The following is a 26,391-nucleotide window of genomic DNA, read 5'->3' on the forward strand; positions in this document are numbered from 1 at the left end:
GAATTAATATTAGAAGTGTATAATTTTATAATTTCCATTATGAAATTAATATTTGATGCATTTAGAAAATGTTACATGCCGACACATATGAAATGTATAATTTTATAGGCAATAGGAGGTGAAATCATGGACATCGTTATCGTCGTCATCTCCATTTTGCTTGCTCTGATCGTCGGTATTGTTGTTGGTTATCTGGTACGCAGATCTATTGCAGAAGCAAAGATCTCTAGTGCGGAGAGACTTGCAAAGCAAATTGTCGAAGAAGCACACAGAAATGCAGATGCCGCCAAGAAAGAAGCGCTTCTTGAAGCAAAAGATGAAACTCATAAATTCCGTCAACAAGCGGAAGATGAAATAAGAGAGCGCCGCATGGAAGCTCAGAAGCAAGAAAATCGTCTGATGCAAAAAGAAGAGAATCTGGACCGAAAAAGTGAAACCTTAGACAAACGTGAGTCGAGTTTAGAGAGTAAAGAACAATCTCTAACCGAACAACAACAACAAATTGAAGAAATGAAAAGCAAAGTGGAAGCTATGAAAGACGAGCAGCAAGCTGAGCTTGAGCGCATTTCAGGATATACATCTGAACAGGCGAAACAGATTATTTTAGAGCGTATCGAAAAAGAGGTACAGCATGAATCAGCAGTGTTGATTAAAGAGTCTGAAACACGTGCAAAAGAGGAAGCTGATAAAAAAGCCAAAAACATTTTATCCCTTGCCTTACAGCGTTGTGCTGCAGACCATGTTGCTGAGACAACGGTTTCTGTTGTTAATTTGCCGAATGATGAAATGAAAGGTCGTATCATTGGTCGTGAAGGTAGAAACATAAGAACTCTAGAAACCTTAACTGGAATTGATTTAATTATAGATGACACTCCAGAAGCAGTTATACTCTCTGGTTTCGATCCAATTCGACGTGAAATTGCACGTATGGCATTAGAAAAGCTCGTGCAAGATGGAAGAATACACCCTGCACGTATCGAAGAAATGGTTGAGAAATCTAGACGCGAAGTAGACGAATATATTCGAGAAGTAGGCGAGGAAACTACTTTCGAAGTTGGAGTTCACGGATTACATCCGGATCTAGTGAAAATCTTAGGTCGTCTAAAATATCGTACAAGCTATGGTCAGAACGGACTGAAACACTCGGCAGAAGTTGCTTACTTGTCAGGACTGTTAGCGGCTGAACTTGGAGAAGATGTGACACTAGCTAGAAGAGCTGGTCTACTGCATGATATCGGGAAAGCTATCGACCATGAAGTAGAAGGAAGTCATGTTGAAATAGGTAAAGAGCTAGCGATGAAGTATAAAGAACACGAAGTCGTGATTAATTCAATTGCTTCCCACCATGGAGATGAAGAAGCAACATCTATTATTGCAGTATTGGTTGCTGCTGCGGACGCATTATCTGCAGCGAGACCTGGTGCTAGAAGTGAAACGCTGGAAAATTACATTAAACGACTAGAGAAACTAGAAGAAATCTCAGAATCCTTTGATGGCGTTGAAAAATCATTTGCTATTCAAGCGGGTAGAGAAATTCGTATCATGGTTAGACCTGATGAAATAGATGATATTGAATCTATAAGCATCGCACGTGATATCCGCAAGCGAATTGAAGGCGAACTTGACTATCCTGGACATATAAAAGTTACTGTAATAAGGGAAACAAGAGCAGTTGAATACGCGAAATAAGTACAGTGGCTGATATATTATACGTCGCTGTAAGAAAAAATCCGGTTATCTAATTGATAACCGGATTTTTTAGCATTATCGGTTTGACTATGTATCTCTTATTGCTTATGATGGATCAGCTTATTGCGTACATATAGCTTCTTTTATATTGAATAATACTACTCGCTTATGATCAACTAGTTTTTGACAATCGCTGTTAGGTGTGAAAAACTAAATATATATAATGTAGATAGGATGATTTTTAGAATGAAAATTTTATTTATAGGTGATGTTGTTGGATCACCTGGTAGAGATATGTTATTTGAGTATCTACCTAAACTAAAAGATAAATATAAGCCTCACATGACAATTATAAATGGGGAGAACGCAGCAGCCGGTAAGGGAATTACAGAAAAGATTTACAAACAATTTCTTGAGGCTGGTGCTCAGGTTATCACGATGGGAAATCATACGTGGGATAAGAAAGAAATCTTTGAGTTCATCGATAGTGCTCATAATATGATTCGTCCAGCAAATTTCCCGGATAATAATCCTGGTAAAGGAATTATTTACTCTAATTTTAACGGTAAAGAAATAGCGGTAATTAATTTACAGGGAAGAACGTTTCTACCGCCTGTAGATGATCCATTCCGTAAAGCCGATGAACTTATTGATGAAGCGAAGTTGCGAACAAATATTATTTTCGTTGATTTTCATGGAGAAGCAACGAGTGAAAAACAAGCAATGGCTTGGTATTTAGATGGTAGAGTATCAGCAGTTGTAGGGACACATACGCATACACAAACTGCCGATGAACGAATATTACCAGATGGTACAGCATATATATCTGATGTGGGGATGACAGGCCCGTACGATGGTATATTAGGTGTAGAAAGAGAAACGATAATGAAACGATTCTTAACATCTCTTCCTGTACGTTTTGAAATTGATAAAACGGGAAGAACACAATTAAATGGAGTAATTATTACCATCGATGATACATCGGGCCGAGCGAAAAACATCGAGCGGATTATGATTAACGAGGACCATCCATTCTTCTCGTAATAATGATTTGTTGCTCCTAAAGGGAATATGCTAACATCTCCAAGAATATAGTAGCAGTATAATTACAATAGTGCATGAGGAGGTACTAGTAATGGAAGTTTTAAAAGTTTCAGCTAAATCGAACCCAAATTCAGTAGCAGGAGCCTTGGCAAATGTACTAAGAGAACGTGGTACAGCAGAAATACAAGCTATAGGTGCCGGGGCACTAAATCAATCAGTTAAAGCAGTAGCAATCGCGCGTGGTTTTGTTGCTCCTAGTGGTGTCGATTTAATTTGTATTCCCGCATTTACGGACATCTTAATTGACAACGAAGAACGGACAGCGATTAAACTAATCGTTGAACCTCGATAACATCGGAAAAACCTTCCTTATAAGGAAGGTTTTTGTTTGTGTATAGGCTTACAATATTGTACTATTTGGAAAGAAGCTTTATACTATAGTATTGTACATATGTAACTATGATTCGAATGAAGAAAGGGGATACCTGATGAACGAACAGCAACGCAAACAGCAGTCCCAGATTCGTACAGAACAAGCAAATGTAGATAGAATTAAAAATACGTCAAGTGAAGATATGATTGCTAAGTATTTCCAACAAGAGTATGAGCCGCAATCGCCTGATATAAAACAAGCTAGAAAGCGTAAAAGAGAAGATGTTCAATTTCATTATGACTTCTCAATCCCAGAGGATATGGAGAAAATCGGGCACGGGAAGAAATTTTTAATTCGTACTTACGGTTGTCAAATGAACGAGCATGATACCGAAGTAATGGCAGGAATTCTATCTGAGATGGGATATGAATCGACTACTGTTACAGAAGAAGCTGATATAATTCTGTTAAACACTTGTGCAATCCGTGAAAATGCAGAAAATAAAGTGTTTGGTGAGATTGGTCATTTAAAACCTTTGAAATTAGAAAATCCAGATCTCATCATTGGGGTTTGTGGTTGTATGTCACAGGAAGAATCAGTAGTAGATCGAATATTACAGAAACATCAACATATCGATTTGATTTTTGGAACACATAATATTCATCGCCTACCACACCTTGTGAAAGAAGCATTGTTTGGAAAAGAAATGATTGTAGAGGTATGGTCTAAAGAAGGCGATATTATTGAAAATTTACCAAAAGCTCGTAAAGGCAAAATTAAAGCTTGGGTCAATATTATGTATGGATGTGATAAATTCTGTACGTACTGTATAGTTCCAATGACCCGCGGGAAAGAAAGAAGTCGTCGACCTAAAGACATTATTCAAGAAGTCCGTCATTTAGTTGCTCAAGGTTACCAAGAAGTAACTCTCCTCGGCCAAAATGTAAATGCCTACGGGAAAGATTTTGAAGATATCGAATATGGCCTAGGGGACTTAATGAATGATATTCATAAAATTGATATCCCGCGTGTTCGATTTACAACATCACATCCTAGAGACTTTGATGATCGATTAATTGAAGTATTAGCTCAGGGAGGCAACTTACTAGATCATATACACTTGCCTGTTCAGTCAGGAAGTAGTGAAATCTTGAAAAAGATGAATCGTAAATATACAAGAGAAGAATATTTAGAGTTGGTTCGAAAAATACGTATTGCAATGCCAAATGCAACGTTAACTACGGATATTATTGTAGGATTCCCGAATGAAACGGAAGAACAATTTGAAGAAACCATGACCTTAGTAGAAGAGGTTGGGTTTGAAGCTGCATATACATTTATATACTCCCCTCGTGAAGGCACACCTGCTGCTCGAAAAAAAGATGATGTGCCTGAGGAAGTAAAAAAACAACGTTTATACCGCTTAAACGAACTAGTTAACAAACAATCTGCGGCATCCATGAAAGATTATGCTGGAAAGAAAGTAAAAGTACTCGTTGAAGGTGAAAGTAAGAAGGATCCTGAAGTATTAGCTGGTTATACTGAAAAAAATAAACTTGTTAATTTCAAGGGACCAAAATCATCAATTGGTAAAATTGTAGAAGTAGAAATAACAGAAACCAAAACATGGTCTTTAAACGGCGTGATGGTTGAAAATACAGTTGAGGTGAACTAGTATGACAGAATATACTCGTAAAGAAGTGTTGGATGAAGCAAAGAAGTTAGCTAATATGTTAGCAAGCACAGAAGAAATTGATCGTTTTAAACAAGTAGAAGCAAAGCTTAACGAAAATAAAAAAGTTCAATCACTCATCCAAAAGATTAAAACATTGCAAAAACAAGCAGTTAATTTTCAAGCATATGAGAAAAGAGAAGCTTTAAAACGTGTAGAAGAGGAAATCGATCGTTTACAAGCTGAAATCGATGATATACCAGTTGTTCAAGAATTTAAGGAAACACAAATTGTCGTTAATGATGTATTGCAGTTAGTGTCAAAAACAATCGCTCGTGAAGTAACGAATGAAGTGATTGAATCTACTGGCGGAGATATTTTAGCAGGAGAGACAGGTTCTAAAGCAAAAAACAAGTCAGGGTGTTCGCATTAAACAGCGTATTCTCTAGAAACCGCACTGTTTTGATAAAGAAATAAAATGATAATCTCTCTTTGGCTAGAAGAGCTTGGGATAGAACAAAATTAAATTCAAAAGAAATTAAATAACGTAACATTGGAATTGTGCATAGGCTTTAAGAGGATGCCTAAGTGTTTTGCTCAAAAAACGCAACAACGATGCTACAGGGTACTGAACATAATTCCAAACATGCTGATTTTTCTTTTGTGTAAATTTTGTTACCCAAGCTTTTTGTATGTCTATATAAATAATTTATAGTGACAATCTTCATATTCATTGTCGTTCGAAAAGATATTCTAATCATTAAAACTCCTTCTTTTTTTCATTATCACGAAATGCTATGCACTTTAGGTATTTGTCTTGCATAAAATGACTATGAAAAAAGAGGAGGTAAAAGTAATCATGACTTTTCTTGATAAAGAATATAGAGAAATCATAACAAAAGCAGTTTGTGGTAAAGGTAGAAAGTTTACCAAAGAATCCCATACCATCTCCCCATCACATCGACCAACTAGTATATTAGGATGCTGGGTCATTAATCATTTATATCATGCAACTAAAAAATCTGAGGATAGTGTAGTTGTAACTGGAAGCTATGATATTAATGTATGGTATTCGTATAACGACAATACGAAAACCGAAGTGGTTACAGAGAGAGTAGAATATAAGGATACAATTCCATTATCGGTGAAGGATGATAATTGTATTAATGATGAGTATGATGTGATTGCAAAAGTACTGCAGCAACCAAATTGCCTTGAATGCAAAATCAGCGGAAAAGGAAGTAATATTACTGTTGAGATTGAACGTGAATTCGTAGTTCAAGTTATTGGGGATACTAGGCTGTTTGTAAAGGTTAGTCCGAAATTGGATCATGATGATGACGATGAAGAAAGTGTTTGGGATCATAATATGACGGATGATGAAGCAGAAAAAGTAAAACCAGACTTTTTTAATCATCGCCATAAGGATTAATCCGAAGACGAGGGTAGAAATTACTCTCGTTTTCTTTTTTCGACAGAATTGGACAAGTATAGGGGCAATTTATGCTATAATGGATGGAAAAAGATACGGTAAGTTGGAGGATTTAACATGGCAAAGCTCACGCCGATGATGGAACAATACATACAAATAAAGAACGAATATAAAGATGCTTTTCTTTTTTATAGACTAGGTGATTTCTATGAACTATTCTATGAGGATGCTACACGTGCAGCACAAGAATTAGAGATTACCTTAACAAAGAGAGCAGGTGGCAAAGGGGACCCTATTCCAATGTGTGGAGTGCCTTATCATTCTGCTGAAAATTATATAAAGACACTTATCGATAGAGGATATAAGGTAGCGATATGTGAACAGGTGGAAGACCCTAAAACAGCTAAGGGAGTTGTTAAAAGGGAAGTAGTTCAAATGATAACACCTGGAACGGTTATGGAAAGTACCATGTTAACTGATGGAGAAAATAACTATATTGGTAGTCTATCTCATTTTCAAGATGGTTCTTATGTCATCGTATATAACGATTTATCTACTGGTGAGAATCGTTTAGCATTTATTAATGATGGATGGGATGCTGTCATTCATGAATTTTATAATCAACCAATCAAGGAGATTGTTATCTCAAGCAATCTTCCAGAAGAACTGCAAATTCAATTAAAAGAACGTTTGAATGTCACCTTGTCTTATCAAGATGAAGTTACCTTTAATGCAGAGTTTCGTGAATTAAGTGAGAACCTAAATGACGAGAGATTGATGAAAGCATTTAGTAGATTATTGAACTATATCCAAACGACACAAAAAAGATCATTACATCATTTGCAAAAAGCAGAAGTGATCGAATTAAAAAAGTATATGAGTCTTGATATGTACTCCAAAAGAAATCTTGAATTAACGGAGACGATCATGAAAAAATCAAAACATGGCAGTCTTCTGTGGGTACTCGATAAAACTGTAACAGCAATGGGAGCAAGGACTTTGAAAAAGTGGTTAGAGCGGCCGTTGTTAAGTAAGCAGAAGATAAATGAACGATTAGAAGTGGTACAAGGTTTTTATGATGGTTTTATGGAGAGAGAGAGTCTTCGTGATTTATTAAAATCCGTATATGATCTGGAACGGCTTTCAGGACGTATTGCATTTGGCAATGTGAATGCCAGGGATTTAATCCAATTAAAACAGTCATTATCACGGATTCCGGCAATACAAGAAACTTTAAGACAATTCGATCAGCCAGAAATTACAAGATTGGCAGAAATGCTCATTTATCCTGAACAGATGGTAGAATCTCTAGAAAAGAGTATTGTAGACGAACCTCCAATTTCTATAAAAGAAGGCTCATTGATCAAGGAAGGATACCATGATCAATTAGATACGTACAGAGATGCTTCTAGAAATGGGAAGAAATGGATAGCCCAATTAGAACATCAAGAACGCGAAGAGACGGGTATACGTTCTTTAAAGGTCGGCTACAATCGGGTGTTTGGCTATTATATAGAAATAACGAAGCCGAATCTTCATTTGTTACCTGAAGGACGTTATGAACGAAGACAAACATTAACGAATGCTGAACGCTTTGTAAATGAAGAACTGAAAGAAAAAGAGAAACTTATTTTAGAAGCGGAAGAAAAAAGTGTGGAACTTGAATATGATTTATTTATTCAAATAAGAGATCAGATTAAAGAAGAAATTCCTTTAATTCAACAATTAGCTCATATTATTAGCCAAATGGATGTTTTGCAAAGTTTTGCTACGGTAAGTGAATCGAATAATTATGTTCGCCCGGACTTTAACGACGAACAGTTACAAGTCACTAAAGGGAGACATCCAGTAGTTGAACAAGTAATGAAGGATGGAACATTTGTCCCAAATGATGTTGTCTTTGACAAAAGTCAAAATATGCTCTTGATTACAGGACCAAATATGTCTGGTAAAAGTACGTATATGCGCCAAGTCGCATTAACTTCAATTATGGGACAAATTGGTTGCTTTATCCCAGCAGAACAAGCTACGCTATGTGTATTCGATCAAATATTTACTAGAATTGGGGCTGCGGATGATTTAGTATCGGGTCAAAGTACCTTTATGGTAGAAATGTTAGAAGCTAGACATGCAATCTCTAATGCTACTGATCGAAGTTTAATATTATTAGATGAAATTGGAAGAGGAACAAGCACGTATGATGGTATGGCACTAGCTCAAGCGATTGTAGAATATATTCATCATAACATAGCCGCAAAAACATTGTTCTCTACACATTATCATGAGTTAACAGCTTTAGAAGATTCTCTTCATCATTTAAAAAATATTCATGTACGTGCGGAAGAACATGAGGGTAATGTTGTATTTCTTCATCAAATAAAAGAAGGTGCAGCTGATCAAAGTTATGGTATTCACGTAGCTAAATTGGCGGATTTGCCTAATGAACTTATTGAACGTGCTTCGGTAATCTTAGAAGAACTAGAAGATGATTCAAATAAAAAGCCTACTCCGACAAAAGATAAATTAGAGTCAGGTCAGCTCTCTTTCTTTATAGAAGAGTCAAATAAGAAAAAGGCAGAAATGCCTAAACAAGAGAAAACTCATAACAATCAAGAACAGTCTGTTATTGAAGATTTAAAGAATGTTAATGTTCTGGATTTAACACCGTTAGAAGCAATGAATGAATTGTATCGCCTACAAAAAGGATTAAAGCAATATTAGAGAGGGTGATATCATGCCAATTATTCAAATGCCAGATGCACTCGCAAATAAAATCGCAGCTGGTGAAGTAGTGGAAAGGCCAGCTTCAGTGGTTAAAGAGCTATTAGAAAACAGTATAGATGCAGGTGCAACATGGATAAGAGTAGAAATAAAAGAAGCAGGACTGGAAGAAATTCGTATTACAGATAATGGCGCTGGAATGGAAGAGGATGATGTAGAAAGAGCTTTTCTGCGACATGCAACGAGTAAAATTAAGAATGAATCCGATTTGTTCCATGTAAAAACACTTGGTTTTCGCGGAGAGGCTTTAGCAAGTATTGCGTCTGTCAGTAAATTATCGGCCCAAACCTCCCAAGGAGATCAAGCAGGTACTCTCTTGCAGTTAGAGGGTGGAAGTGTTAAACATCGTGGGAAAAGCGATGCAAGGCAAGGGACAGATATTACAGTCAGTGAATTATTCTATAACACACCTGCACGATTAAAATATATGAAGAGCCTGCATACAGAATTAGGTCATATTTCTGATGTTTTAAATAGAATGGCATTAGCACATCCTGAGGTTCGGATAGAAGCTTTGCATAATGACAAAGGACTTATTAAAACAAATGGGAACGGAGATATTCTTCAGGTAATTTCGCAAGTGTACGGGATGAGTGTGGCAAAACAAATGCTGCCAGTTGATGTTAAAACGCTCGATTATAGAGTGCACGGTTATATCGCTAAACCAGAAGTGACAAGGGCTTCTCGTAATTATATGTCAACCATTATTAACGGACGTTTTATACGAAATATCGGATTAAATAAAGCAATATTACAAGGCTACCATACATTATTGCCTATTGGACGATCGCCGATTGTCGTACTCAATATCGAGATGGATCCGATTCTTGTGGATGTGAATGTACACCCTGCCAAACTAGAAGTTCGATTCAGTAAGGATAAAGAGCTTTTTACATCCATTGAAAGTATGATTCGAGATCGGTTTAGAGAGATTACACTTATTCCTAAGGTAGAGAAACAACCGGTGCAGAGGCAAAAATCAGAACAATCCTCTTTTCGATTTGATTCAAATAATCGTGAAAAACAACCCATTAACTCTGATTTTTCCCAGGATTCGCGCTCTATCATACGTGATCAAACAGAAAAATTTGATCTGCCTGAAACTCGAGATAAAATGATCAATCGTGAAATAGAGCAACACGCCAATTTAGTTGATAACGATGAATCAGAGGTAACTGAAAAAGTATCGGTGGATATGTCAACATCTTCATTTGAAGCAGCACATGCTCCAAATCGAGAAGAGCAAACGAATACCATTGATAAACGTGTTCCGATGATGTATCCAATTGGACAATTGCAAGGAACTTATATTCTTGCTCAAAATGAAAATGGGTTATTTATGGTTGATCAGCATGCAGCTCAGGAACGTGTGAAATACGAATTCTTTCGTAATAAATTAGGGAAACCGATGAACGAATCTCAGGAATTATTGATACCAATGACATTTGATTTCGCTAAGCAAGAATCATTGTTCATTGAAAATCATAAAGAAGATCTCGAACAAGTTGGATTATTTTTTGAGGCTTTTGGCAATCAAACGTATGTCATCCGTTCGCATCCTACCTGGTTCCCAAAAGGATTTGAGGAGGAAGTTATCCGTGAGATGGTGGATCAAGTGATGAATGAATCCAAAATAAGCGTAGAGGGTATTCGAGAAGAAGCAGCTATTCTGATGTCTTGTAAACGCTCGATAAAAGCGAATCATTATTTAACTTCGGATGAGATGTACCAACTTCTTGAAGATTTAAGAAATACAACGGATCCTTTTACTTGCCCACACGGAAGGCCGATTATCGTTCATTTTTCGACGTATGAATTGGAGAAGATGTTTAAACGTGTAATGTAGCAGTATAAACTTACTCTTTTATGTCAAACCTAGGAACATTAAATTAATACATAGGTTAACATTTGGAGTGAGTGACATGGAAAATCAACGGTTAATTAATTTTTTGAATCAATTACTTTCGAATTACTTCGTGTTATATGTAAAATTACATCGTTACCATTGGTTTGTAAAAGGTGTTCATTTCTTCACTTTGCACGATAAATTTGAAGAAATGTATGAACAAATTACTGTTCAATTGGATGAAATTGCAGAACGTATTTTAATGATCGGTGGAAAACCTTTAGCAACAATGGCAAAATATATTAAAGAGTCTACAATAGAAGAAGCAGCTGCAGATGATGAAGAAGCGGAGATTATTCAGCAATTAGTAAAGAATATCACTCAGTTAATCAGTGAAATCCAAGAAGAAGGATATGCACTTACAGAGGAGTTTCATGATCATCCTACAGAAGATTTGTTGACAAGTCTACATGCTGATTTAGATAAAAAGAAATGGATGTTAGAATCCTATCAAAAGTGATGGGACATTTAGGGGAATGTATATGAAAGAAACTGTTATATCGATAGTCGGACCAACTGCAGTAGGAAAGTCACTACTAGGAATAGAAATGGCCAAGCGTTTTAATGGAGAAGTCATTAGTGGTGACTCTACTCAAGTATATAAAGGCATGGATATTGGCACTGCAAAAGTTACAAAAGAGGAAATGGATGGAATCATGCATCATATGATTGATATAATTTCTCCAGATGAATCCTTTTCAGTTGCTGATTTTCAATTACACGCGAAGAAATGTATTGATGACGTGTTAGGTAGAGGCAAACTTCCTATATTGGTTGGAGGTAGTGGGTTATATATACAAGCTGTTTTATATAATTATAACTTTTCAGAGCAACGTCGTGATGAGTCATTCACGAAAAAACTAGAAGAGATTATTGAAGAAGAAGGACCTAACCAATTATATACGAGACTAAAAGAAGTCGATCCTGTACAAGCTGCAAAAGTTCATCCGAATAATCATCGTAGACTCATTCGTGCCCTTGAGGTTTATGAAACTACTGGAATGACTATGACAGAGTACCAACAGCAGCAACAGCTTGAATCACCCTATCACCTAATCTTAATTGGTTTAGATATGGATAGGGATGTATTATATGATCGAATAAATCAACGCGTGGATCATATGATTGATACTGGTTTAATAGAGGAAGTCAGGGATTTAATAGACCGAGGGTATGAAAACTGTCAATCTATGCATGCAATTGGGTATAAAGAAATTATCCAGCATATTTCTGGTAATCAACCGATGGAATACGCAATCGATGCTTTAAAGCAGCATTCTAGAAAATATGCAAAGCGACAGCTTACTTGGTTTCGAAATAAAATGAATGTTCAATGGTACAAGATGGAACCGTCAATAATCGATGAAAAAATTGAATTTATTTTGAATGATTTAGCAGGAATTTTAGAAGAAAAATCGAATTAATTATTATAGATAGAAAAGAGGAGGAACTTTCCCATGGCTCAATCCGTTAATATTCAAGATCAGTACTTAAATCAGCTAAGAAAGAATCATATTTCCGTTACTGTATTTTTAACAAATGGATTTCAATTACGAGGCTTAGTAAAAGCATTTGATAATTTTACAGTTTTATTAGAAACGGATGGAAAACAGCAGCTTATCTTTAAGCATGCTATATCCACGTTCTCACCGGTTAAAAATGTTTCACTCGATAAAGAATAATGAAAAAGCCAGCAGCGATAAAGTGAACTGACCTAGTAATATGAGACAAGAAAAAGCACCTATGCTGCCTTTTCCCTGAATTGAACAGGGGAGAGGCAGTTTAATTTTGAAAACGGTCGTATATAATTGTAATAATACATGTACGATTCCACTTTTTCTAGTACAATAGAATTTGTAAGACGCATCTTTTGATGTGTGTAGAATTCTTCTGACTTTATGGTGGAGTGGAAGGATTCAATGACGGCATTATCAAAGCAATTGCCTTTGCGGGACATGCTTGTGATAATGCCTTTTTCTTCTGCTAAACCTTGAAAAGCATACGATGTGTATTGTGATCCCTGATCACTGTGAAGAATCAGTCCTTTCGTTTCACGTCCATTACATGCTGTTTTCAATGTATCTAATACGAGTTCTACCCCTTGGGTATGGCTAACTTGATAAGCAACAATCTCGTTATTATACAAATCCATAATCGTTGATAGATACATTATTGATTCTCCAAAAGGCAAGTAGGTAATGTCGGTAACCCACTTTTGGTTTGGGCTTTCTGCCTTGAAATTCTGTTCCAATAAGTTAGGTACAACACATTTACTTTCGCCTGCGATCTTTGATTTTCTTTTTGGTTTGACGCGACATTGAATCTTATACTTTTGCATGATTCGTTGAACCGTATTTCGATTCACAAGAATATGATGATCCCCTTTCAACATCTTCTTAACCATTCGATGGCCAACACGGTATTTTAAAGATTGACAAATATCGATAATAAGTTGTTCTAGCTCTGTTGGTTCCCAGGATTTTTGAACCCAACGATAATAGGTAGCTCTTGGTACCCCTATACACTCACAAATCAGTTTTACAGGGTATTGCTTCTTTAACGAATTAACAAGTTGAATTACTATTTCCGGCTCCAACTCCTTTCGATTTCCCGGTACTTTTATAAAATTTGATTTTTAATTTCCAAATGGTTGACTTGCCTTTTTAATTGATCTATTTCACTTAATCCTTCAGGACCTTTACCAAAAGAATATTGTTTACCAATAGGTTGTGACAATCGATGTTCTTCCCCGTCCCGATACCACTTCATCCATACTTTGATTTGAGTTACGTTACGAATCCCCAGTTCATTCATAATCTGTTTATTGGTGTACTTTTTTGACAACTTCATTTCAATTACCTTACGTTTTATTTCTTCAGAATAGACATTTTTCCTTTCCCCCATGAGAAAAGCACCTCCTATAAGTCGTTATTATTATATACGACTCCGGGGGTGCTTTTTCCTCTGTCTCATTTAATTAGGTCTCTTCAAAAGCTGCTGGCTTTTTCATTTTGAATAATAAGCGAAGTCCTTGCTTATTATTAGTTTTATATTGTATCAAATAGAAATGCCAACCTTGATAAAGTTATGTCTCTATTAGTTTATTCTTTACCGTTTGATTCGTTTTATTTGCATTCTTCACAAAGTGTCCAGATCCTAACCAAGCAGAAAGTGCGAATATTAAATAGATTGCTTGCGTGGCAAAAGCTCCTTGTAAGAATACTTGTAATCCCATACCTAATCCTAGTGAAGGCACAACGATTAAAAATGTTCGAAAGATCCTCTCAAACCCTTTATCCGCAGGAAGGGGCCAAAGGCGCGAGTAAAATATCCCTAAGGCAACACCCAATCCAGTAACAACAAATAGTTGCAATAGTATAATCGGCGCAGGGAATGGCCAATCCATGATATAATGTCCAACCAAGTAAAATATCTCTAAAAACAATGTAATCCCAATTACTTTACGAAATGCTAACAGGTTCATCCATGGGTGTAGAAGAAAGAGAACTACCACTAATGCTCCTAATAATATTGTCCATACCATCATTTTTCCTCCTTCCTATAAATAATTAGTATTACTTATCCTCTTTTGTAGCAGCTATTTCTTCTTCGTCTATTTCAGGAGCACGAACATTTTCTATTAACTGTTGAATTTCAATAGGAGGAGCTTGTGTATTTCTAGAGACAATAAAACCGACTGTAAAGTTCAATAACATTCCAATTACACCTACGCCCTGAGCATTAATTCCAAAGAAATTCTCAATGATTGGCCCATCGGTTCCAAATATAGATTCAGATAAGATCAAACCAATAGTGATTAATGTAAACGTTAATCCGGTTAGGATACCTGCAATTGCACCTTCTTTATTCATTCGTTTATCAAATATACCCGTAAGTATTACTGGGAATAAGCTTGCTGCACCTAATCCGAAGGCAAGTGCTACAACTTCCCCTGCAAAACCCGGTGGTCGAATTCCTACATAGGCAGCAATTAATAATGCAACAAATAAGGTAATTCTACCTACTCGAAGACGCTGCTTCTCTGATGCTTCCTGATTAAATATTCGGTAGTAAATATCATGTGAAACAGCACTAGTCATTGTTATAAGTAGGCCTGAAGCTGTTGAAAGGGCAGCTGCCAGTCCTCCTGCAGCAACTAATGCAATAACAAAAGGTGCTAGATTTGCAACCTCTGGAGTGGATAATACGATAATGTCACCATCAATGACTACTTCATTATCTGGTCCACTCGTAAAATTAATCATACCGTCATCATCCAAATCATTGAACTGTAATAGTCCGGTAGTTTCCCATTTATTAACCCATTCAATGTTTTGTACTTCTTCAAGTGGTTCGTCTGCAATCGTACTTATTAGATTATATTTGGCAAATGCACCAACTGCAGGGGCAGTTAGATAAAGTAAAGCGATGAATGCAATTGCCCAAACCGCAGACCATCTTGCAGATCGCACACTCTTAACTGTATAGAAACGTACAATAACATGGGGGAGTCCAGCAGTTCCAGCCATTAATGCTAGTGTAATCATAAATACATTGAGTAAGGATAAGTTAGTAAAAGGCTCCATATATTCATTCATACCCAAATCAACCTGGATTTGACCTAATCTCTCCACAATGTCACTTCCAATTAACGAGATTTGTGGAATTGGATTACCAGTCAATTGGAAAGAAATTGCGATAGCAGGGATTAAAAAAGCAATGATGATGACAAAGTATTGTACTGCTTGTGTCCAGGTGACACCTTTCATTCCTCCTAATAAAGAGAAGAACCCAACGATAGCCATTCCAATGAGCACACCTACAATAATATCCACTTGCAAATAGCGACTAAATACAATTCCAACTCCACGCATTTGTCCAGATATATACGTCAAAGAAATAAATATCGTCGCAATCGCAGCAACTGCACGGGCACTGTTAGAGTAAAAACGATCCCCAATAAAATCAGGTACAGTAAATTTACCGAACTTGCGTAGATATGGAGCCAAAAGTAGGGCTAGTAATACGTAGCCGCCGGTCCATCCCATCAAATAAATTGTTCCATCGTATCCTAGAAAGGCTACTAAACCAGCCATGGAGATAAATGATGCAGCTGACATCCAGTCTGCTGCAATTGCTGCGCCATTAGCTACGGTTGGAACATTTTGTCCAGCGACATAAAAACTTGAAGTATCACGTACACGAGACCACCATCCGATAGCCGTATAAATAATAAATGTGATAAGGACTAATCCAATAGTAATTGCTTCTACACTCAAATTAAAAACCCCCTTTATTTCTGTGATTGTTTCTCATTTTTCAGTGAGTCTAAGTATTCTTTATCTAATCGATCCATTCGAATGGCGTATATCAAAATTAATAATATAAAAACTAAAATGGCTCCTTGCTGAGAAATCCAAAAGGAAAGTGATACCCCAAAGAAAGGTACATTACTTAAAGGATCTGCAAGTAAGACGCCGCCACCAAAACCAACAATGGCCCAGACAGAAAGCAGAATGGTAATGAGTTTTACATTTTTCTTCCAGTATTTCTGTTGTTTATCATCTAATGTTTGGTAATTTTGCTTATTCTCCAATATTAATCCCTCCTTGATATATGATAAGCGTTAAATAGCCTCCTCTCCAATGTAAGTAAACGCTTACATTATTCAAATAAAAATATACTGAATATTCAGCTATGAATTCAGTATATTGTAAATGATTCTATTTATTTTAAATTTAAACCTAAAATGTAGGATATGAGGGTTAAGTTGTAGTATAGCGTTTTAAATTGTATTAATGGTGTACACCTTGTAATGCATCAAATAACCCTTTAGCAGCAGTTCTGCTAACCGGTATTGTTGATTCAGCTAGGTCTTTAATTACTAAATTATAGGCGCCATTAAACCATGGAGTAATTTCTTTGATACAATCCATATTTACTAAGTAACTTCGATGTGGGCGATAAAAGGGAAAACCAGAAAGCTTTTCTTCTAATTCTTTAAGATTCATTTTGGTTTCAATTACTTCATTTGATATAAAATGTATTTTTACAGTGCGCCCTTCACGAGCAGCGAATCCAATTTGATTAGGGTCAATGACCATCATCTTTTCATCGAGATTCACCACTAATTTATCGACTTTTGGCTTCCTTACCTTTTTAGTAGATAAAGTCTTTCGAATTCGATTCATTGCAATTTTGAATCTTTCTTCGCTAAATGGTTTTAATAAATAATCAGTTGCTTGTATTTCAAACGCTTGTACACCGTAAGATTCATAAGCTGTAGTGAAAATAATAATTATATCTTTATCTTCAAACTCGTTTCGTATTTTTTTAGCAACCTCAATTCCATTTATTCCAGGCATATGGATATCGAGAAAAATGACATTGGGATTGTATTCTTGATATAAGTTAAGTAATTGATCTCCATTTTCTGCACTAGGGCATAATATAATATCATTTTCTTGTTGCAAAAGATACATAAGCTCCTCTCTTGCTAATCGTTCATCTTCTGCAATCATGATATGAATTTTCAATATATACACCTCCTCAATTTTATTGCATGATCACATGATTTTCTTACAGTTACGATATGGTAGTATAAATTGGACCATGCTTCCTTTGTCTGTATTTTGAATATGAAGTTGACTATCTTCTCCTAATAAACTTATTAAGCGTTGGTTTATATTATACAGTGCAATTCCATTCCCTTTATTTTCATTTTGATGTAATGGTTTTTTCCCCAGTATTGGAAGTAACTTTTCTTCAAAACCTTGCCCATTATCCAATAATACAATCGAGACATTATTATCTGTCTTCGTTATATTGATGGTAAGTATCCCTTTAGATGTAGACAGAGATAAACCATGCTGAATGCTATTTTCGACAAGAGGTTGTAGGGTGGCTGGTGGAATTTCGATATCTAACAAATAATCGTCTACATGAATAGAAGTCGATATTTGATCCGGAAATCGAGCTTGAACGATTTCTAAATATGCTTGCAAATGTTCCAGTTCTTTATGAAGCGGAACAAGGGATTCACTTGCAATCTTTAAATTTGCTCTCATAAACTGACTTAATTGTACGAGAATGTGTCTTGCTTTTTCTGCATCTACCCGTAATAGGCTATGAATTAAATGAAATGTATTGAACAGAAAATGAGGGTTTATTTGGGCTTGTAAGTTACGCATTTTAGCTTCCTTTAGTAATTTCTTCATTTTTTCTGCTTCAAGTCCGCTTATTTGATTGGAAATAATTGTTCCTAAACCTTTTGCTAACGTTATTTCGACTGCTGTTATTTGTTGTGAATGTCGGTAATATAGATTAATTAAACCGATTACTTCGCCTGATCGGTATATAGGTACCATGATGGCTGTCTTTAGCTTACAATTTTCTACACCACATTGGATATCACTTTGATGATAAGCAATCTGTATTCTCCCATCTTTAACTGCTTTTTTAGAAAGTCGCATTTTTAATGGCTCACCAGGTTGATGATGATCATCTCCTAATCCGACGTGGCTTAATACTGTTGTTCGGTTTGTAATCGATATAGCAGCAATATCTAATTCTTTAAAAAGTAACTTAGCCATCTTACGAGCATTCATTGTACCTGGTTCTTCACTTAGCAAAGGAAGTGCCTTCTCGGCAATTGTTAAAGCGCGATTAGTCTCTAAAGCAGCCTCTTGTTCTGTTTCATTTAAGGCTAAACGTATCATCATCGTAAAAATAGTCAGTGCAATCGAGTTAGTAACTACTAAGGGAATACCGATTGTATTTACAATTTGCACACCAATTTGTTGGTCAGGCAGCATAATAAGTAATAATCCCATATGTAAAACAGGGGGGAATATCCCGATAAAGAGTGCTTTATTGGGGGACATTACTCGATCATCTGAAAAGAATTGACCAGCCCATCCAGTTAATAAGCCAGCTAAAGGATTAATCAAACTATTTGCAACCCATCCTCCGCCACCTAAAAAAATGATATATAAGCCGGCAACCATTCCTGTGCCTAATCCTAAAAATGGTCCGCCAAGTAGTCCGGCAATCATCACAACAACGATACTAAACCCTATTAAGACTTCATTTTCTGCAACATTTATAATCCAAGCTTGCATGATTAACTCATTACCTATCATAACAACTCCAACATGTGCTCCAATAATACTTATTAATCCAAATATAAGAGAATGATAGATAACTGTTTTTAACGTAATATCTTTATCTAGCAATGAACGAAATCGAGGTATTCTCGTTAAGATAAAAGCCATTAATAATAACAAACCAATACGTTGGAATAAGACTATCGTTAGTTCTATCAAGATTTATTCACTCCAATCCTGGTGTGAATCCTTATTAACATTTCTTGATAATTTCCACGATCACCATTTGAGTCTAGAAAAGAACCAACAATACAAGCTAAAAATCCAATTGGTATCGCAACAATTCCAGGGTTATTAAGGCGAATTAAATTAGCTCCCTCAGGACCGAAGAGAAATAATGCTCCAGAAATAATCAACCCAGAAAATAATCCAACATAGGCTCCGATTTTTGTGAAACGCTTCCAATAAAAGGTGAAAATTAATAAAGGAAATATCGTAGAAGCAGCAAGCGAAAAAGTTAAAGATACTAAATATGCGACGTTTGTAGTTTCCAAGCTAATTGAAAGTCCTATAGAAATAACCCCGATAATTACTGCTGTTGATCGAGCGACGAGTAATTTTTTCTTTTCACTGGCATCTTGTTTATTCAAATAATGGACGTAAATATCATGTGCAAAAGAAGAAGTGGCTGCAAAAATAAGTCCCGTAACAACTGCAATAATGGTTGCAAATGCAATTGCCATAACAAAAGCTACAAGAAAATCTCCGCCTAACACATCTGCTAATAAGAACACAGTTAAATTTCCTGTTGAATCCGACTGTGTCAATGCGTCCCAACTAACAAGACTAATGGCACCAATTCCTAAAATTAATGTCATTAAGTAAAAACAGCCTATTAACCAAGTCGCCGAAATTGCTGAGAGACGAGCATTTTTAGCATTTCTTACGGTAAGAAAACGTATTAAAATATGGGGAAGACCAGAAGTGCCCAAAATTAAAGTTAACGCAAGAGAAAACATTTCAATATTGTTATGTAGTAAATTACCAGGTGAGAAAAAATCCTCACCAAGTGGACTATTAACGGATGCTTGATTTATTAAAAATGAGATATCCCAATTAATCCATGATAATAAAATAAACAATAACATCAATGTACCCGACATTAGGAGCACCGTTTTTATAATTTGTACCCATGAGGTTGCAACCATACCCCCAAACACAACATAAATAGTCATGAGAATACCAATAATCCAAACCGAAGAAATATAATCTACTCCTAATAACAATCGTATTAATAAACCAGAAGCTACTAATTGTGGAATTAAATATAAGATCGAAATGATAATCCCAGTAGTTGCCACAAACAACCGCATATTTCTTCCTGAAAATCGTGAAGCTACTACATCGCCAACGGAATATGTACCCAAGTTATGTACGGGCTCAGCAATTAGTAGAAGTAAAATAATGTAGGAAACAAGGAAGCCAGTTGCATATAAAAAACCATCAAATCCGTAGTAGGCGATCAATCCAATAATACCTAAAAAGGAAGCAGAACTTATATAATCTCCAGCAATAGCTAGTCCATTTTGAAATCCTGTTAAACTACCACTAGCAATATAAAATTGTTCTGTAGTTTTACTTCGCTCTGCTGCCCAATGCGTCATGATTAATGTGCCTGCAACAATAGCTAAAAAGAAAATGAAATAAGTGAGATTCATTATAAGGCTCCTTTAAAGGATATTGAATTTAGCTTTATGTCTATTTATTCATCCTTCTCCAATAAAGCCAACCAATGATCCAAGTAAGTGGGAAAAAGGAAAAAATAAAGATCCAAACGAACGAAATATACAAATCTATAAGTGAAATAATAAGTGGCACAGATAGAAATATAGCAAGGAAAATAATTGCAACAATAATATGAAATCGTTGTCTTTTCTGTTGCAATTGTACATCATTTTTTAATCGGCTAATATTAGAATGCGATTCGGTATTTCTTCCCATTCGATAACACCGCTTTCCACTTTTATAGTACTCTAATAGTAGGTGATATGAAATAAGTATAAGTTAATGCATTAATTTTAGTCAATATTTAAAAAATTTAAACGATGTTAAAAAATAATAGGATAAAGGAGAGATGTGTAGGAAGAAGATTAAACAAAAAAGAAAGAATGGACCAACCAAAAGTAGAATCACGTACAACAGTAGCGAAACAAATAAATAGTCCTTTACAATTAGTCGATAGAGAATTTTTCTCTATTGTTAGGTTAAAGAAATTGAGTGAGATAACTGAGGAAATTGTGATAAGGAATTTTTTAAAATTCACAGGACATTTTATAGGGATGTATTTTATTTCCTTAATATAACAATTAGTTTTCACAGAGATTAAATTCTGAGTTTTCGAGTTTACACTAGTGGACATTAGGTAAGAGTTGTAATAATATAAGAAAAAAATGAAAAAACAAATAATAATATTCAATTTTTTAAAGGTGGTTTTAAAATGAATATTCTAGAAAACAAAAAAGCAGTATTAAAAATTTGGTTTTTCATGATAGCCCTTACAGTCATCATTGGTTTTGTCCATTTTGTAATTAGTCCAATCAACATTAATTACCTTATGGTTCTTGGTTTCCTGAATTTTTCTATCAGCACATTAGTGATGATAGTATATATGAAAGACAACAAACAAAAATCTTAGAAAGGTGGTATGCATGAGAAAGCTATTTACTGTATTTGTGATAGCAGTAGTTATTGTAGGTTTAAACTTTAGTGCACTCGGAAGTGTTAGTGCAGATAATTGCCAAGGGGTATCCAAAGAGGTGACAGATAAGTCCGAAGTAGTTCAAGTGAAGTATATTTATCTTAACTCTTGTGATGCCACGGAAGCAGCGGTGCATGTATCTCAACAGTCATCAAATAATACGTTTATGAGTGGGTTAATTAGTATGATCCCAGGATTTCAACCTATTGGATTAATCGGATTACTTTCTGCTAAACTTATGGCGGATAGAGGCAATTTAATTTCGATTGCCAATTCTGAAGGAACTGGTGTGAAAATGAAGTTTGAACGAGATCTTGGCCACAAAGACACTTCTCATTTATGGTTATTTGATGGGATAGTGTCACAGTAAAATAGCATTCTAGTAATCTCATACACCATGAATTTTAGCTTCGAAGAATGAAAAAAGGAGCTAAGTACACTGTTAGCTCCTTTTGGTGAATTTTGGTTCTTAGAAATCTTGAGTTATTGATAGATTAAAATATTTTATTTCAAAGTTTTATCCACTAATAACCTATGCGTCTTTTGATAATCTTCTAATTGCAATCTCTGTTTTACTGTCAATCCTCACCTCTGGCACGCATGTTATATTCTTTCAACATCTTTACCTTGACTTCCAATCTTAAATAGATATCAGGATATGGGATAATTGCTTTTCCTGATTATTTTAAAGAAGATTTGCTTGAATTGTGCTATCAGACTTACTTTAGGAATTTAAATATGTAACGATTCTGTTTCATTTTGAATCCACTTAAGAATAATGGCTCTATAATATTTGTTGGGGTAAAAGAAAAATAAAAAACACGCAATCTCCTATTTTTGTTATCATTGTTTAAACCACTAAACAAACCAAAAAGGAGATGCGTGCAATTGAATTCTAACATAACATTACCTGGGTTGGAAGAAGGAAATATATTAGATACAGAAGTACGAGAAGGTATTTATTACATTAGGTGGGAGTTGGAGAAAACCTCTCATCGTTGTCCACAGTGTGGAGAGTGGACAAACAAGGTACATGATTATCGTACGCAGAAAGTCCGTCATCCTAGCATATTCGGAAGGCAAACGATTATTTTTTACCGAAAGAGAAGATATAAATGCTTTTTCTGCGGAAAGCGATTCTTTGAAAGAAACCCTTTAGTCAAACGTTATAAAAGACAATCCATTGAGTTTAATCAAGTATTGTCATTAGAGCTTGTTCATGGAAAAAGCTTTCGAGACTTGGCGACACGTTTTCATACATCGCCAACTACCATTATGCGTCGATTTGATGAGATTACTGCATCGAAGATGAAGGAAACACAAGCATTGCCTAAAGTGATAGCGATTGATGAGTATAAAGGGGATGCAGGGAACGAGAAGTATCAAACGGTTATAGCTGATCCGATTAATAGAAAACCTTTAGAGATTTTAAAAGATCGTAAAAAAGATACATTAGTGGATTATCTAAGAATGCATGGTGAGAAGGTAGAATTTGTAGTCATGGACATGAGTCCATCCTTTAAAGCAGCTGTTGATAAGGCATTAGGGCACCCCATTGTTATCGCCGATCGTTTTCATTTTACACGATATATATATTGGGCTTTAGAAAGAGTGAGAATTCGTGTACAGAGAGAGTTTCATGATTATGATCGGAAGAAGTGTAAACGTATGCGACATGTGTTTTATAAAAAGCAATCGAAGTTAACGAAAAAGCAACAATGGTATTTAGATCGCTATTTACACATGTCACCAGATTTAAAACGCGCCCATGAGTTAAAAGAAGCGTATAATGTCTGGTTTCAACTAGCCAAGGCCAACGGCCCTAATGCTTTAAAAAATACTAAAAAGTATCTCTATCAGTTTTATGAACTTGTGCAAAATGCAGGGCTGCCGGAATTCCTAAAAGCAAAAGAAACCTTTCACAATTGGCAAAAAGAAATTATGAATAGTTTTGCCTTTGATTTACATAATGGTTATATCGAAGGAATCAACAATCAAACAAAGGTTATAAAACGAAATGCATTTGGATTTAAGCGATTCGATCGCTTTCGAGCAAGAATACTATTACATCATCAATATAAAAAGAAAGTGGTTTAATATAAATAGGAGTGAGCTAATTGCTCACCCCAACATTTGACTTAGAACCAGAATAATTGCTTTTACAGGGTGTTGATTTCCTATTATTTTTCAATTTGATTTCTGTCGCTCTTGATGCCTCTTTGCCAAATAATCCCTCTATCAAAATAAAACTCTTCGTTTAGTTACATTTCTCAATAAATTTCTTTTGAAAATTATGATATGCTAATAAAAACCGATTCATTATTAAATACATTAATACATAATAAATGCTGGGCATTTGTCACCCCTTTTGGGCGTTTGCGTATACTGTTAAAGAGTAAGGGGTGATGATTGGTTGGCACAGGTTCAAGGGTATAAAAACGGAAGAATAAATATCATCTTACAAGATCAAAAGATGATGGAACAACCAAAAGCAGAATCACGTACAACAGTAGCGAAACGAATGAACAGTCCTTTACAATTAGTCGACAGAGAATTTTCCTCTTTTGTTGGGCTAAAGGACTTAAAAACATCAATTAAAGAAATTTATGCGAGTATACTCATTAATGAGAAACGTAAAGAATCAGGGTTAAAAGATTCAAAACAAGTGCTTCATATGTTGTTTAAAGGGAATCCTGGTACGGGAAAGACAACGGTAGCTCGTAAGCTTGCAAAAATTTATTATGAAATGAATATCTTATCCAAAGGTCACTTTATTGAAGCGGAACGTGCAGATTTAGTAGGAGAGTATATTGGCCAGACAGCACAAAAGACACGAGCAATTATTCAGCGTGCTATGGGCGGAGTATTATTTATTGATGAGGCGTACTCACTTTCCCGTGGTGGAGAGAAGGACTTTGGAAAAGAAGCAATTGATACACTTGTCAAACATATGGAGGATCAGCATCAAGATTTAGTGCTTATTTTAGCTGGATATCCATATGAGATGGAGCGGTTTCTGACTTTTAATCCTGGATTAGAATCACGATTTCCATTTATATTAGAGTTTGATGACTATGATGTCGAAGAACTGATGGAAATTGCAAAACGCATGGTAGATGAGCGAGAATACAAATTTACTAGAGAAGCAGAATGGAAGCTCAGAAATCATTTAGCAAGAAAAGTTCGCGCCAGTAGTGTTAATTTTTCGAATGCTCGCTATGTCCGTAATGTGATTGAACGTGCGATACGCCTTCATGCAGTCCGCTTATTATCGGAGGATAATTACAGTTCAAACGACTTAATGTTATTAACTGGAGAAGATATGTTGTTAGATATAGAATAAGGGTATACTAATAACAGTGAAAAACACAAGAAAGAGGTTCATATATGACGCAAGAGAAAGTATTAGTAATTGCCGTAAATCAAACAAAACAAGACGATACTCGATTCCAATCTTCACTACATGAACTTGTCTCGTTATGTAAAACAGCTGGTGGTACGGTCGAAGAGGTAATCACTCAAAAGCGCGACCGTATTCACCCTGCTACGTATATGGGGGAAGGAAAGTTACAAGAAATTCGTGAAATTGTAGAGGATAAAGATATTGACATTGTTGTTGCCAATAATGAATTAGCTGCGGGTCAAATTCGAAACTTATCAGATGAGTTTGGTGTTCGAGTGCTTGATCGTAGTCAGTTAATTCTTGATATATTTGCAATGCGTGCACAAACCAAGGAAGGGAAACTCCAAGTAGAACTAGCGCAATTGGAGTATTTGCTTCCTCGTTTGCATGGACAAGGTACACAATTATCTCGACTTGGTGCAGGTATAGGAACAAGAGGGCCAGGTGAAACCAAGCTAGAGACTGATCGCCGTCACATTGAACGAAGAATTTATGATATAAAACGTCGCCTGCAGCTCGTGGTAAAACAACGTAGTCAATATAGGCAACGTAGGAAAGCAAATGATGTATTTCAAATCGCAATTGTTGGTTATACCAATGCTGGAAAATCAACACTTTTTAATCGATTAACCAAGAGCAGTTCATTAGAAGAAGATCAATTATTTGCTACACTCGATCCGTTAACAAGAAGAGTAAAGTTACCATCGGATATGATCTGTTTGATTACAGATACCGTTGGATTTATTCAGGATTTACCTACAGCGTTAATTGCAGCATTTAAATCCACCTTAGAAGAGGTTGCTGAGGCAGACTTCTTATTACATGTGGTTGATGCATCAGATTCTGATTTGAATCAACAGCAAAAGACAGTGCAAAAATTATTGGAAGAACTTAATGCAAATCATATTCCGATGCTTACGGTTTATAATAAAAAAGATTTAATACAAGGGGAAGATTTTATTGCGAATCAATTTCCGAATGTATTAGTTAGTGCATATGATGAAAATGATCTTCAACATATGATGTTACAAGTTGAATCTATTTTAAAAGAAGAATGGAATTTTTATACTACTCACGTACATCCAGAAAAAGGAGATTTACTTTATCGGCTAAAAACAGAGACATTAATAACAAACAGAGAATTTAATGAGGACAAGGAAGAATATGTTGTACAAGGTTTTGTAAGACACAATCATCCTTTAAATCGTTTGGTAGAGGGGAAATAGTC

Annotated in this window: 24 protein-coding genes; 17 read left to right on the forward strand and 7 right to left on the reverse strand. The window is 35.6% G+C overall.

The window, feature by feature from the left end:
• Window positions 1-126 precede the first annotated feature (126 nt).
• The 11 genes from rny to hfq all read left to right on the forward strand — a co-directional run bounded on the left by rny (window position 127) and on the right by hfq (window position 12,579).
• The gene (rny, locus tag OB_RS08405) at window positions 127-1,689 is read left to right on the forward strand and encodes a ribonuclease Y (RefSeq protein ID WP_011066025.1); all 1,563 of its coding nucleotides are present in this window, start codon (window positions 127-129) and stop codon (window positions 1,687-1,689) included.
• A gap of 246 nt (window positions 1,690-1,935) precedes the next feature.
• On the forward strand, window positions 1,936-2,733 hold the full coding sequence (locus OB_RS08410) for a TIGR00282 family metallophosphoesterase (RefSeq protein WP_011066026.1): 798 nt from the start codon (window positions 1,936-1,938) through the stop codon (window positions 2,731-2,733).
• Between the two features lie 91 nt (window positions 2,734-2,824).
• Window positions 2,825-3,085, forward strand: coding sequence for a stage V sporulation protein S (locus OB_RS08415; protein WP_011066027.1), 261 nt, complete (start codon window positions 2,825-2,827; stop codon window positions 3,083-3,085).
• Between the two features lie 136 nt (window positions 3,086-3,221).
• Window positions 3,222-4,781: a tRNA (N6-isopentenyl adenosine(37)-C2)-methylthiotransferase MiaB gene (gene miaB, locus OB_RS08420; RefSeq protein ID WP_011066028.1), complete on the forward strand. Its 1,560-nt coding sequence runs from the start codon at window positions 3,222-3,224 to the stop codon at window positions 4,779-4,781.
• Window position 4,782: 1 nt separating this feature from the next.
• Window positions 4,783-5,211 carry a RicAFT regulatory complex protein RicA family protein gene (locus tag OB_RS08425; protein WP_011066029.1) on the forward strand — a complete coding sequence of 143 codons (429 nt, stop codon included), beginning with the start codon at window positions 4,783-4,785 and terminating at the stop codon, window positions 5,209-5,211.
• Window positions 5,212-5,637: 426 nt separating this feature from the next.
• A complete protein-coding gene (locus OB_RS08430) occupies window positions 5,638-6,210 on the forward strand; it encodes an outer spore coat protein CotE (protein WP_011066030.1) in 573 nt (190 codons plus the stop codon).
• Between the two features lie 117 nt (window positions 6,211-6,327).
• The gene (mutS, locus tag OB_RS08435) at window positions 6,328-8,931 is read left to right on the forward strand and encodes a DNA mismatch repair protein MutS (protein ID WP_011066031.1); all 2,604 of its coding nucleotides are present in this window, start codon (window positions 6,328-6,330) and stop codon (window positions 8,929-8,931) included.
• Window positions 8,932-8,944: 13 nt separating this feature from the next.
• Window positions 8,945-10,837 carry a DNA mismatch repair endonuclease MutL gene (gene mutL, locus OB_RS08440; RefSeq protein ID WP_011066032.1) on the forward strand — a complete coding sequence of 631 codons (1,893 nt, stop codon included), beginning with the start codon at window positions 8,945-8,947 and terminating at the stop codon, window positions 10,835-10,837.
• 76 nt (window positions 10,838-10,913) lie between these two features.
• Window positions 10,914-11,357 carry a Dps family protein gene (locus tag OB_RS08445; protein WP_011066033.1) on the forward strand — a complete coding sequence of 148 codons (444 nt, stop codon included), beginning with the start codon at window positions 10,914-10,916 and terminating at the stop codon, window positions 11,355-11,357.
• Between the two features lie 22 nt (window positions 11,358-11,379).
• The gene (gene miaA, locus OB_RS08450; protein WP_011066034.1) at window positions 11,380-12,321 is read left to right on the forward strand and encodes a tRNA (adenosine(37)-N6)-dimethylallyltransferase MiaA; all 942 of its coding nucleotides are present in this window, start codon (window positions 11,380-11,382) and stop codon (window positions 12,319-12,321) included.
• Between the two features lie 33 nt (window positions 12,322-12,354).
• On the forward strand, window positions 12,355-12,579 hold the full coding sequence (hfq, locus tag OB_RS08455) for an RNA chaperone Hfq (RefSeq protein ID WP_011066035.1): 225 nt from the start codon (window positions 12,355-12,357) through the stop codon (window positions 12,577-12,579).
• Between the two features lie 59 nt (window positions 12,580-12,638).
• Here hfq and OB_RS08460 read toward each other — a convergent pair.
• The 7 genes from OB_RS08460 to OB_RS08495 form a co-directional block, all read right to left on the reverse strand.
• A protein-coding gene (locus tag OB_RS08460; RefSeq protein WP_152023700.1) for an IS3 family transposase occupies window positions 12,639-13,801 on the reverse strand; the annotation gives its coding sequence in 2 pieces (ribosomal slippage) (window positions 12,639-13,519 and window positions 13,519-13,801; 1,164 coding nt in all).
• Window positions 13,802-13,982: 181 nt separating this feature from the next.
• Entirely contained in the window at window positions 13,983-14,441 is a 459-nt protein-coding gene (locus tag OB_RS08470; protein WP_011066038.1) for a hypothetical protein, read from the reverse strand.
• A 31-nt stretch (window positions 14,442-14,472) separates the two neighbouring features.
• On the reverse strand, window positions 14,473-16,176 hold the full coding sequence (locus OB_RS08475; RefSeq protein WP_011066039.1) for a sodium:solute symporter family protein: 1,704 nt from the start codon (window positions 16,174-16,176) through the stop codon (window positions 14,473-14,475).
• Window positions 16,177-16,190: 14 nt separating this feature from the next.
• On the reverse strand, window positions 16,191-16,493 hold the full coding sequence (locus OB_RS08480; RefSeq protein ID WP_011066040.1) for a DUF4212 domain-containing protein: 303 nt from the start codon (window positions 16,491-16,493) through the stop codon (window positions 16,191-16,193).
• Window positions 16,494-16,692: 199 nt separating this feature from the next.
• Complete coding sequence (locus OB_RS08485) at window positions 16,693-17,433, reverse strand: LytR/AlgR family response regulator transcription factor (RefSeq protein ID WP_011066041.1); 741 nt, start codon at window positions 17,431-17,433, stop codon at window positions 16,693-16,695.
• Window positions 17,434-17,463: 30 nt separating this feature from the next.
• Complete coding sequence (locus tag OB_RS08490) at window positions 17,464-19,221, reverse strand: LytS/YhcK type 5TM receptor domain-containing protein (RefSeq protein WP_011066042.1); 1,758 nt, start codon at window positions 19,219-19,221, stop codon at window positions 17,464-17,466.
• The gene (locus tag OB_RS08495; protein ID WP_011066043.1) at window positions 19,218-20,720 is read right to left on the reverse strand and encodes a solute symporter family protein; all 1,503 of its coding nucleotides are present in this window, start codon (window positions 20,718-20,720) and stop codon (window positions 19,218-19,220) included. The genes OB_RS08490 and OB_RS08495 overlap by 4 nt, the downstream gene beginning before the upstream one ends.
• Window positions 20,721-21,170: 450 nt before the next feature.
• On the opposite strand from OB_RS08495, the gene OB_RS18405 reads away from it, so the two are divergent.
• The 6 genes from OB_RS18405 to hflX all read left to right on the forward strand — a co-directional run bounded on the left by OB_RS18405 (window position 21,171) and on the right by hflX (window position 26,389).
• Window positions 21,171-21,365 (forward strand): hypothetical protein, encoded by a 195-nt coding sequence (locus tag OB_RS18405; RefSeq protein ID WP_011066045.1) that lies wholly within the window; start codon window positions 21,171-21,173, stop codon window positions 21,363-21,365.
• 134 nt (window positions 21,366-21,499) lie between these two features.
• Complete coding sequence (locus OB_RS08510) at window positions 21,500-21,697, forward strand: hypothetical protein (protein ID WP_041544135.1); 198 nt, start codon at window positions 21,500-21,502, stop codon at window positions 21,695-21,697.
• 13 nt (window positions 21,698-21,710) lie between these two features.
• On the forward strand, window positions 21,711-22,130 hold the full coding sequence (locus tag OB_RS08515) for a hypothetical protein (RefSeq protein ID WP_011066046.1): 420 nt from the start codon (window positions 21,711-21,713) through the stop codon (window positions 22,128-22,130).
• A gap of 512 nt (window positions 22,131-22,642) precedes the next feature.
• Entirely contained in the window at window positions 22,643-23,857 is a 1,215-nt protein-coding gene (locus tag OB_RS08520; protein ID WP_081427511.1) for an ISL3 family transposase, read from the forward strand.
• 376 nt (window positions 23,858-24,233) lie between these two features.
• Window positions 24,234-25,103, forward strand: coding sequence for a stage V sporulation protein K (spoVK, locus tag OB_RS08525; protein WP_050750242.1), 870 nt, complete (start codon window positions 24,234-24,236; stop codon window positions 25,101-25,103).
• Window positions 25,104-25,147: 44 nt separating this feature from the next.
• On the forward strand, window positions 25,148-26,389 hold the full coding sequence (hflX, locus tag OB_RS08530) for a GTPase HflX (protein ID WP_011066049.1): 1,242 nt from the start codon (window positions 25,148-25,150) through the stop codon (window positions 26,387-26,389).
• Window positions 26,390-26,391: the final 2 nt, after the last annotated feature.

Source organism: Oceanobacillus iheyensis HTE831, assembly GCF_000011245.1.
GTDB classification, from domain to species: Bacteria; Bacillota; Bacilli; order Bacillales; family Amphibacillaceae; genus Oceanobacillus; species Oceanobacillus iheyensis.

Excerpts from the sequence above, each read along its gene's own strand:
- rny (WP_011066025.1), top strand. The coding sequence starts at position 127 with ATGGACATCGTTATCGTCGTCATCTCCATTTTGCTTGCTCTGATCGTC.
- OB_RS18405 (WP_011066045.1), top strand. The coding sequence starts at position 21,171 with ATGGACCAACCAAAAGTAGAATCACGTACAACAGTAGCGAAACAAATA.
- hfq (WP_011066035.1), top strand. The coding sequence starts at position 12,355 with ATGGCTCAATCCGTTAATATTCAAGATCAGTACTTAAATCAGCTAAGA.
- OB_RS08515 (WP_011066046.1), top strand. The coding sequence starts at position 21,711 with ATGAGAAAGCTATTTACTGTATTTGTGATAGCAGTAGTTATTGTAGGT.
- mutS (WP_011066031.1), top strand. The coding sequence starts at position 6,328 with ATGGCAAAGCTCACGCCGATGATGGAACAATACATACAAATAAAGAAC.
- OB_RS08415 (WP_011066027.1), top strand. The coding sequence starts at position 2,825 with ATGGAAGTTTTAAAAGTTTCAGCTAAATCGAACCCAAATTCAGTAGCA.
- mutL (WP_011066032.1), top strand. The coding sequence starts at position 8,945 with ATGCCAATTATTCAAATGCCAGATGCACTCGCAAATAAAATCGCAGCT.
- hflX (WP_011066049.1), top strand. The coding sequence starts at position 25,148 with ATGACGCAAGAGAAAGTATTAGTAATTGCCGTAAATCAAACAAAACAA.
- OB_RS08495 (WP_011066043.1), bottom strand. The coding sequence starts at position 20,720 with ATGAATCTCACTTATTTCATTTTCTTTTTAGCTATTGTTGCAGGCACA.
- OB_RS08430 (WP_011066030.1), top strand. The coding sequence starts at position 5,638 with ATGACTTTTCTTGATAAAGAATATAGAGAAATCATAACAAAAGCAGTT.
- OB_RS08425 (WP_011066029.1), top strand. The coding sequence starts at position 4,783 with ATGACAGAATATACTCGTAAAGAAGTGTTGGATGAAGCAAAGAAGTTA.
- miaB (WP_011066028.1), top strand. The coding sequence starts at position 3,222 with ATGAACGAACAGCAACGCAAACAGCAGTCCCAGATTCGTACAGAACAA.
- spoVK (WP_050750242.1), top strand. The coding sequence starts at position 24,234 with ATGATGGAACAACCAAAAGCAGAATCACGTACAACAGTAGCGAAACGA.
- OB_RS08445 (WP_011066033.1), top strand. The coding sequence starts at position 10,914 with ATGGAAAATCAACGGTTAATTAATTTTTTGAATCAATTACTTTCGAAT.
- miaA (WP_011066034.1), top strand. The coding sequence starts at position 11,380 with ATGAAAGAAACTGTTATATCGATAGTCGGACCAACTGCAGTAGGAAAG.
- OB_RS08510 (WP_041544135.1), top strand. The coding sequence starts at position 21,500 with ATGAATATTCTAGAAAACAAAAAAGCAGTATTAAAAATTTGGTTTTTC.
- OB_RS08470 (WP_011066038.1), bottom strand. The coding sequence starts at position 14,441 with ATGGTATGGACAATATTATTAGGAGCATTAGTGGTAGTTCTCTTTCTT.
- OB_RS08410 (WP_011066026.1), top strand. The coding sequence starts at position 1,936 with ATGAAAATTTTATTTATAGGTGATGTTGTTGGATCACCTGGTAGAGAT.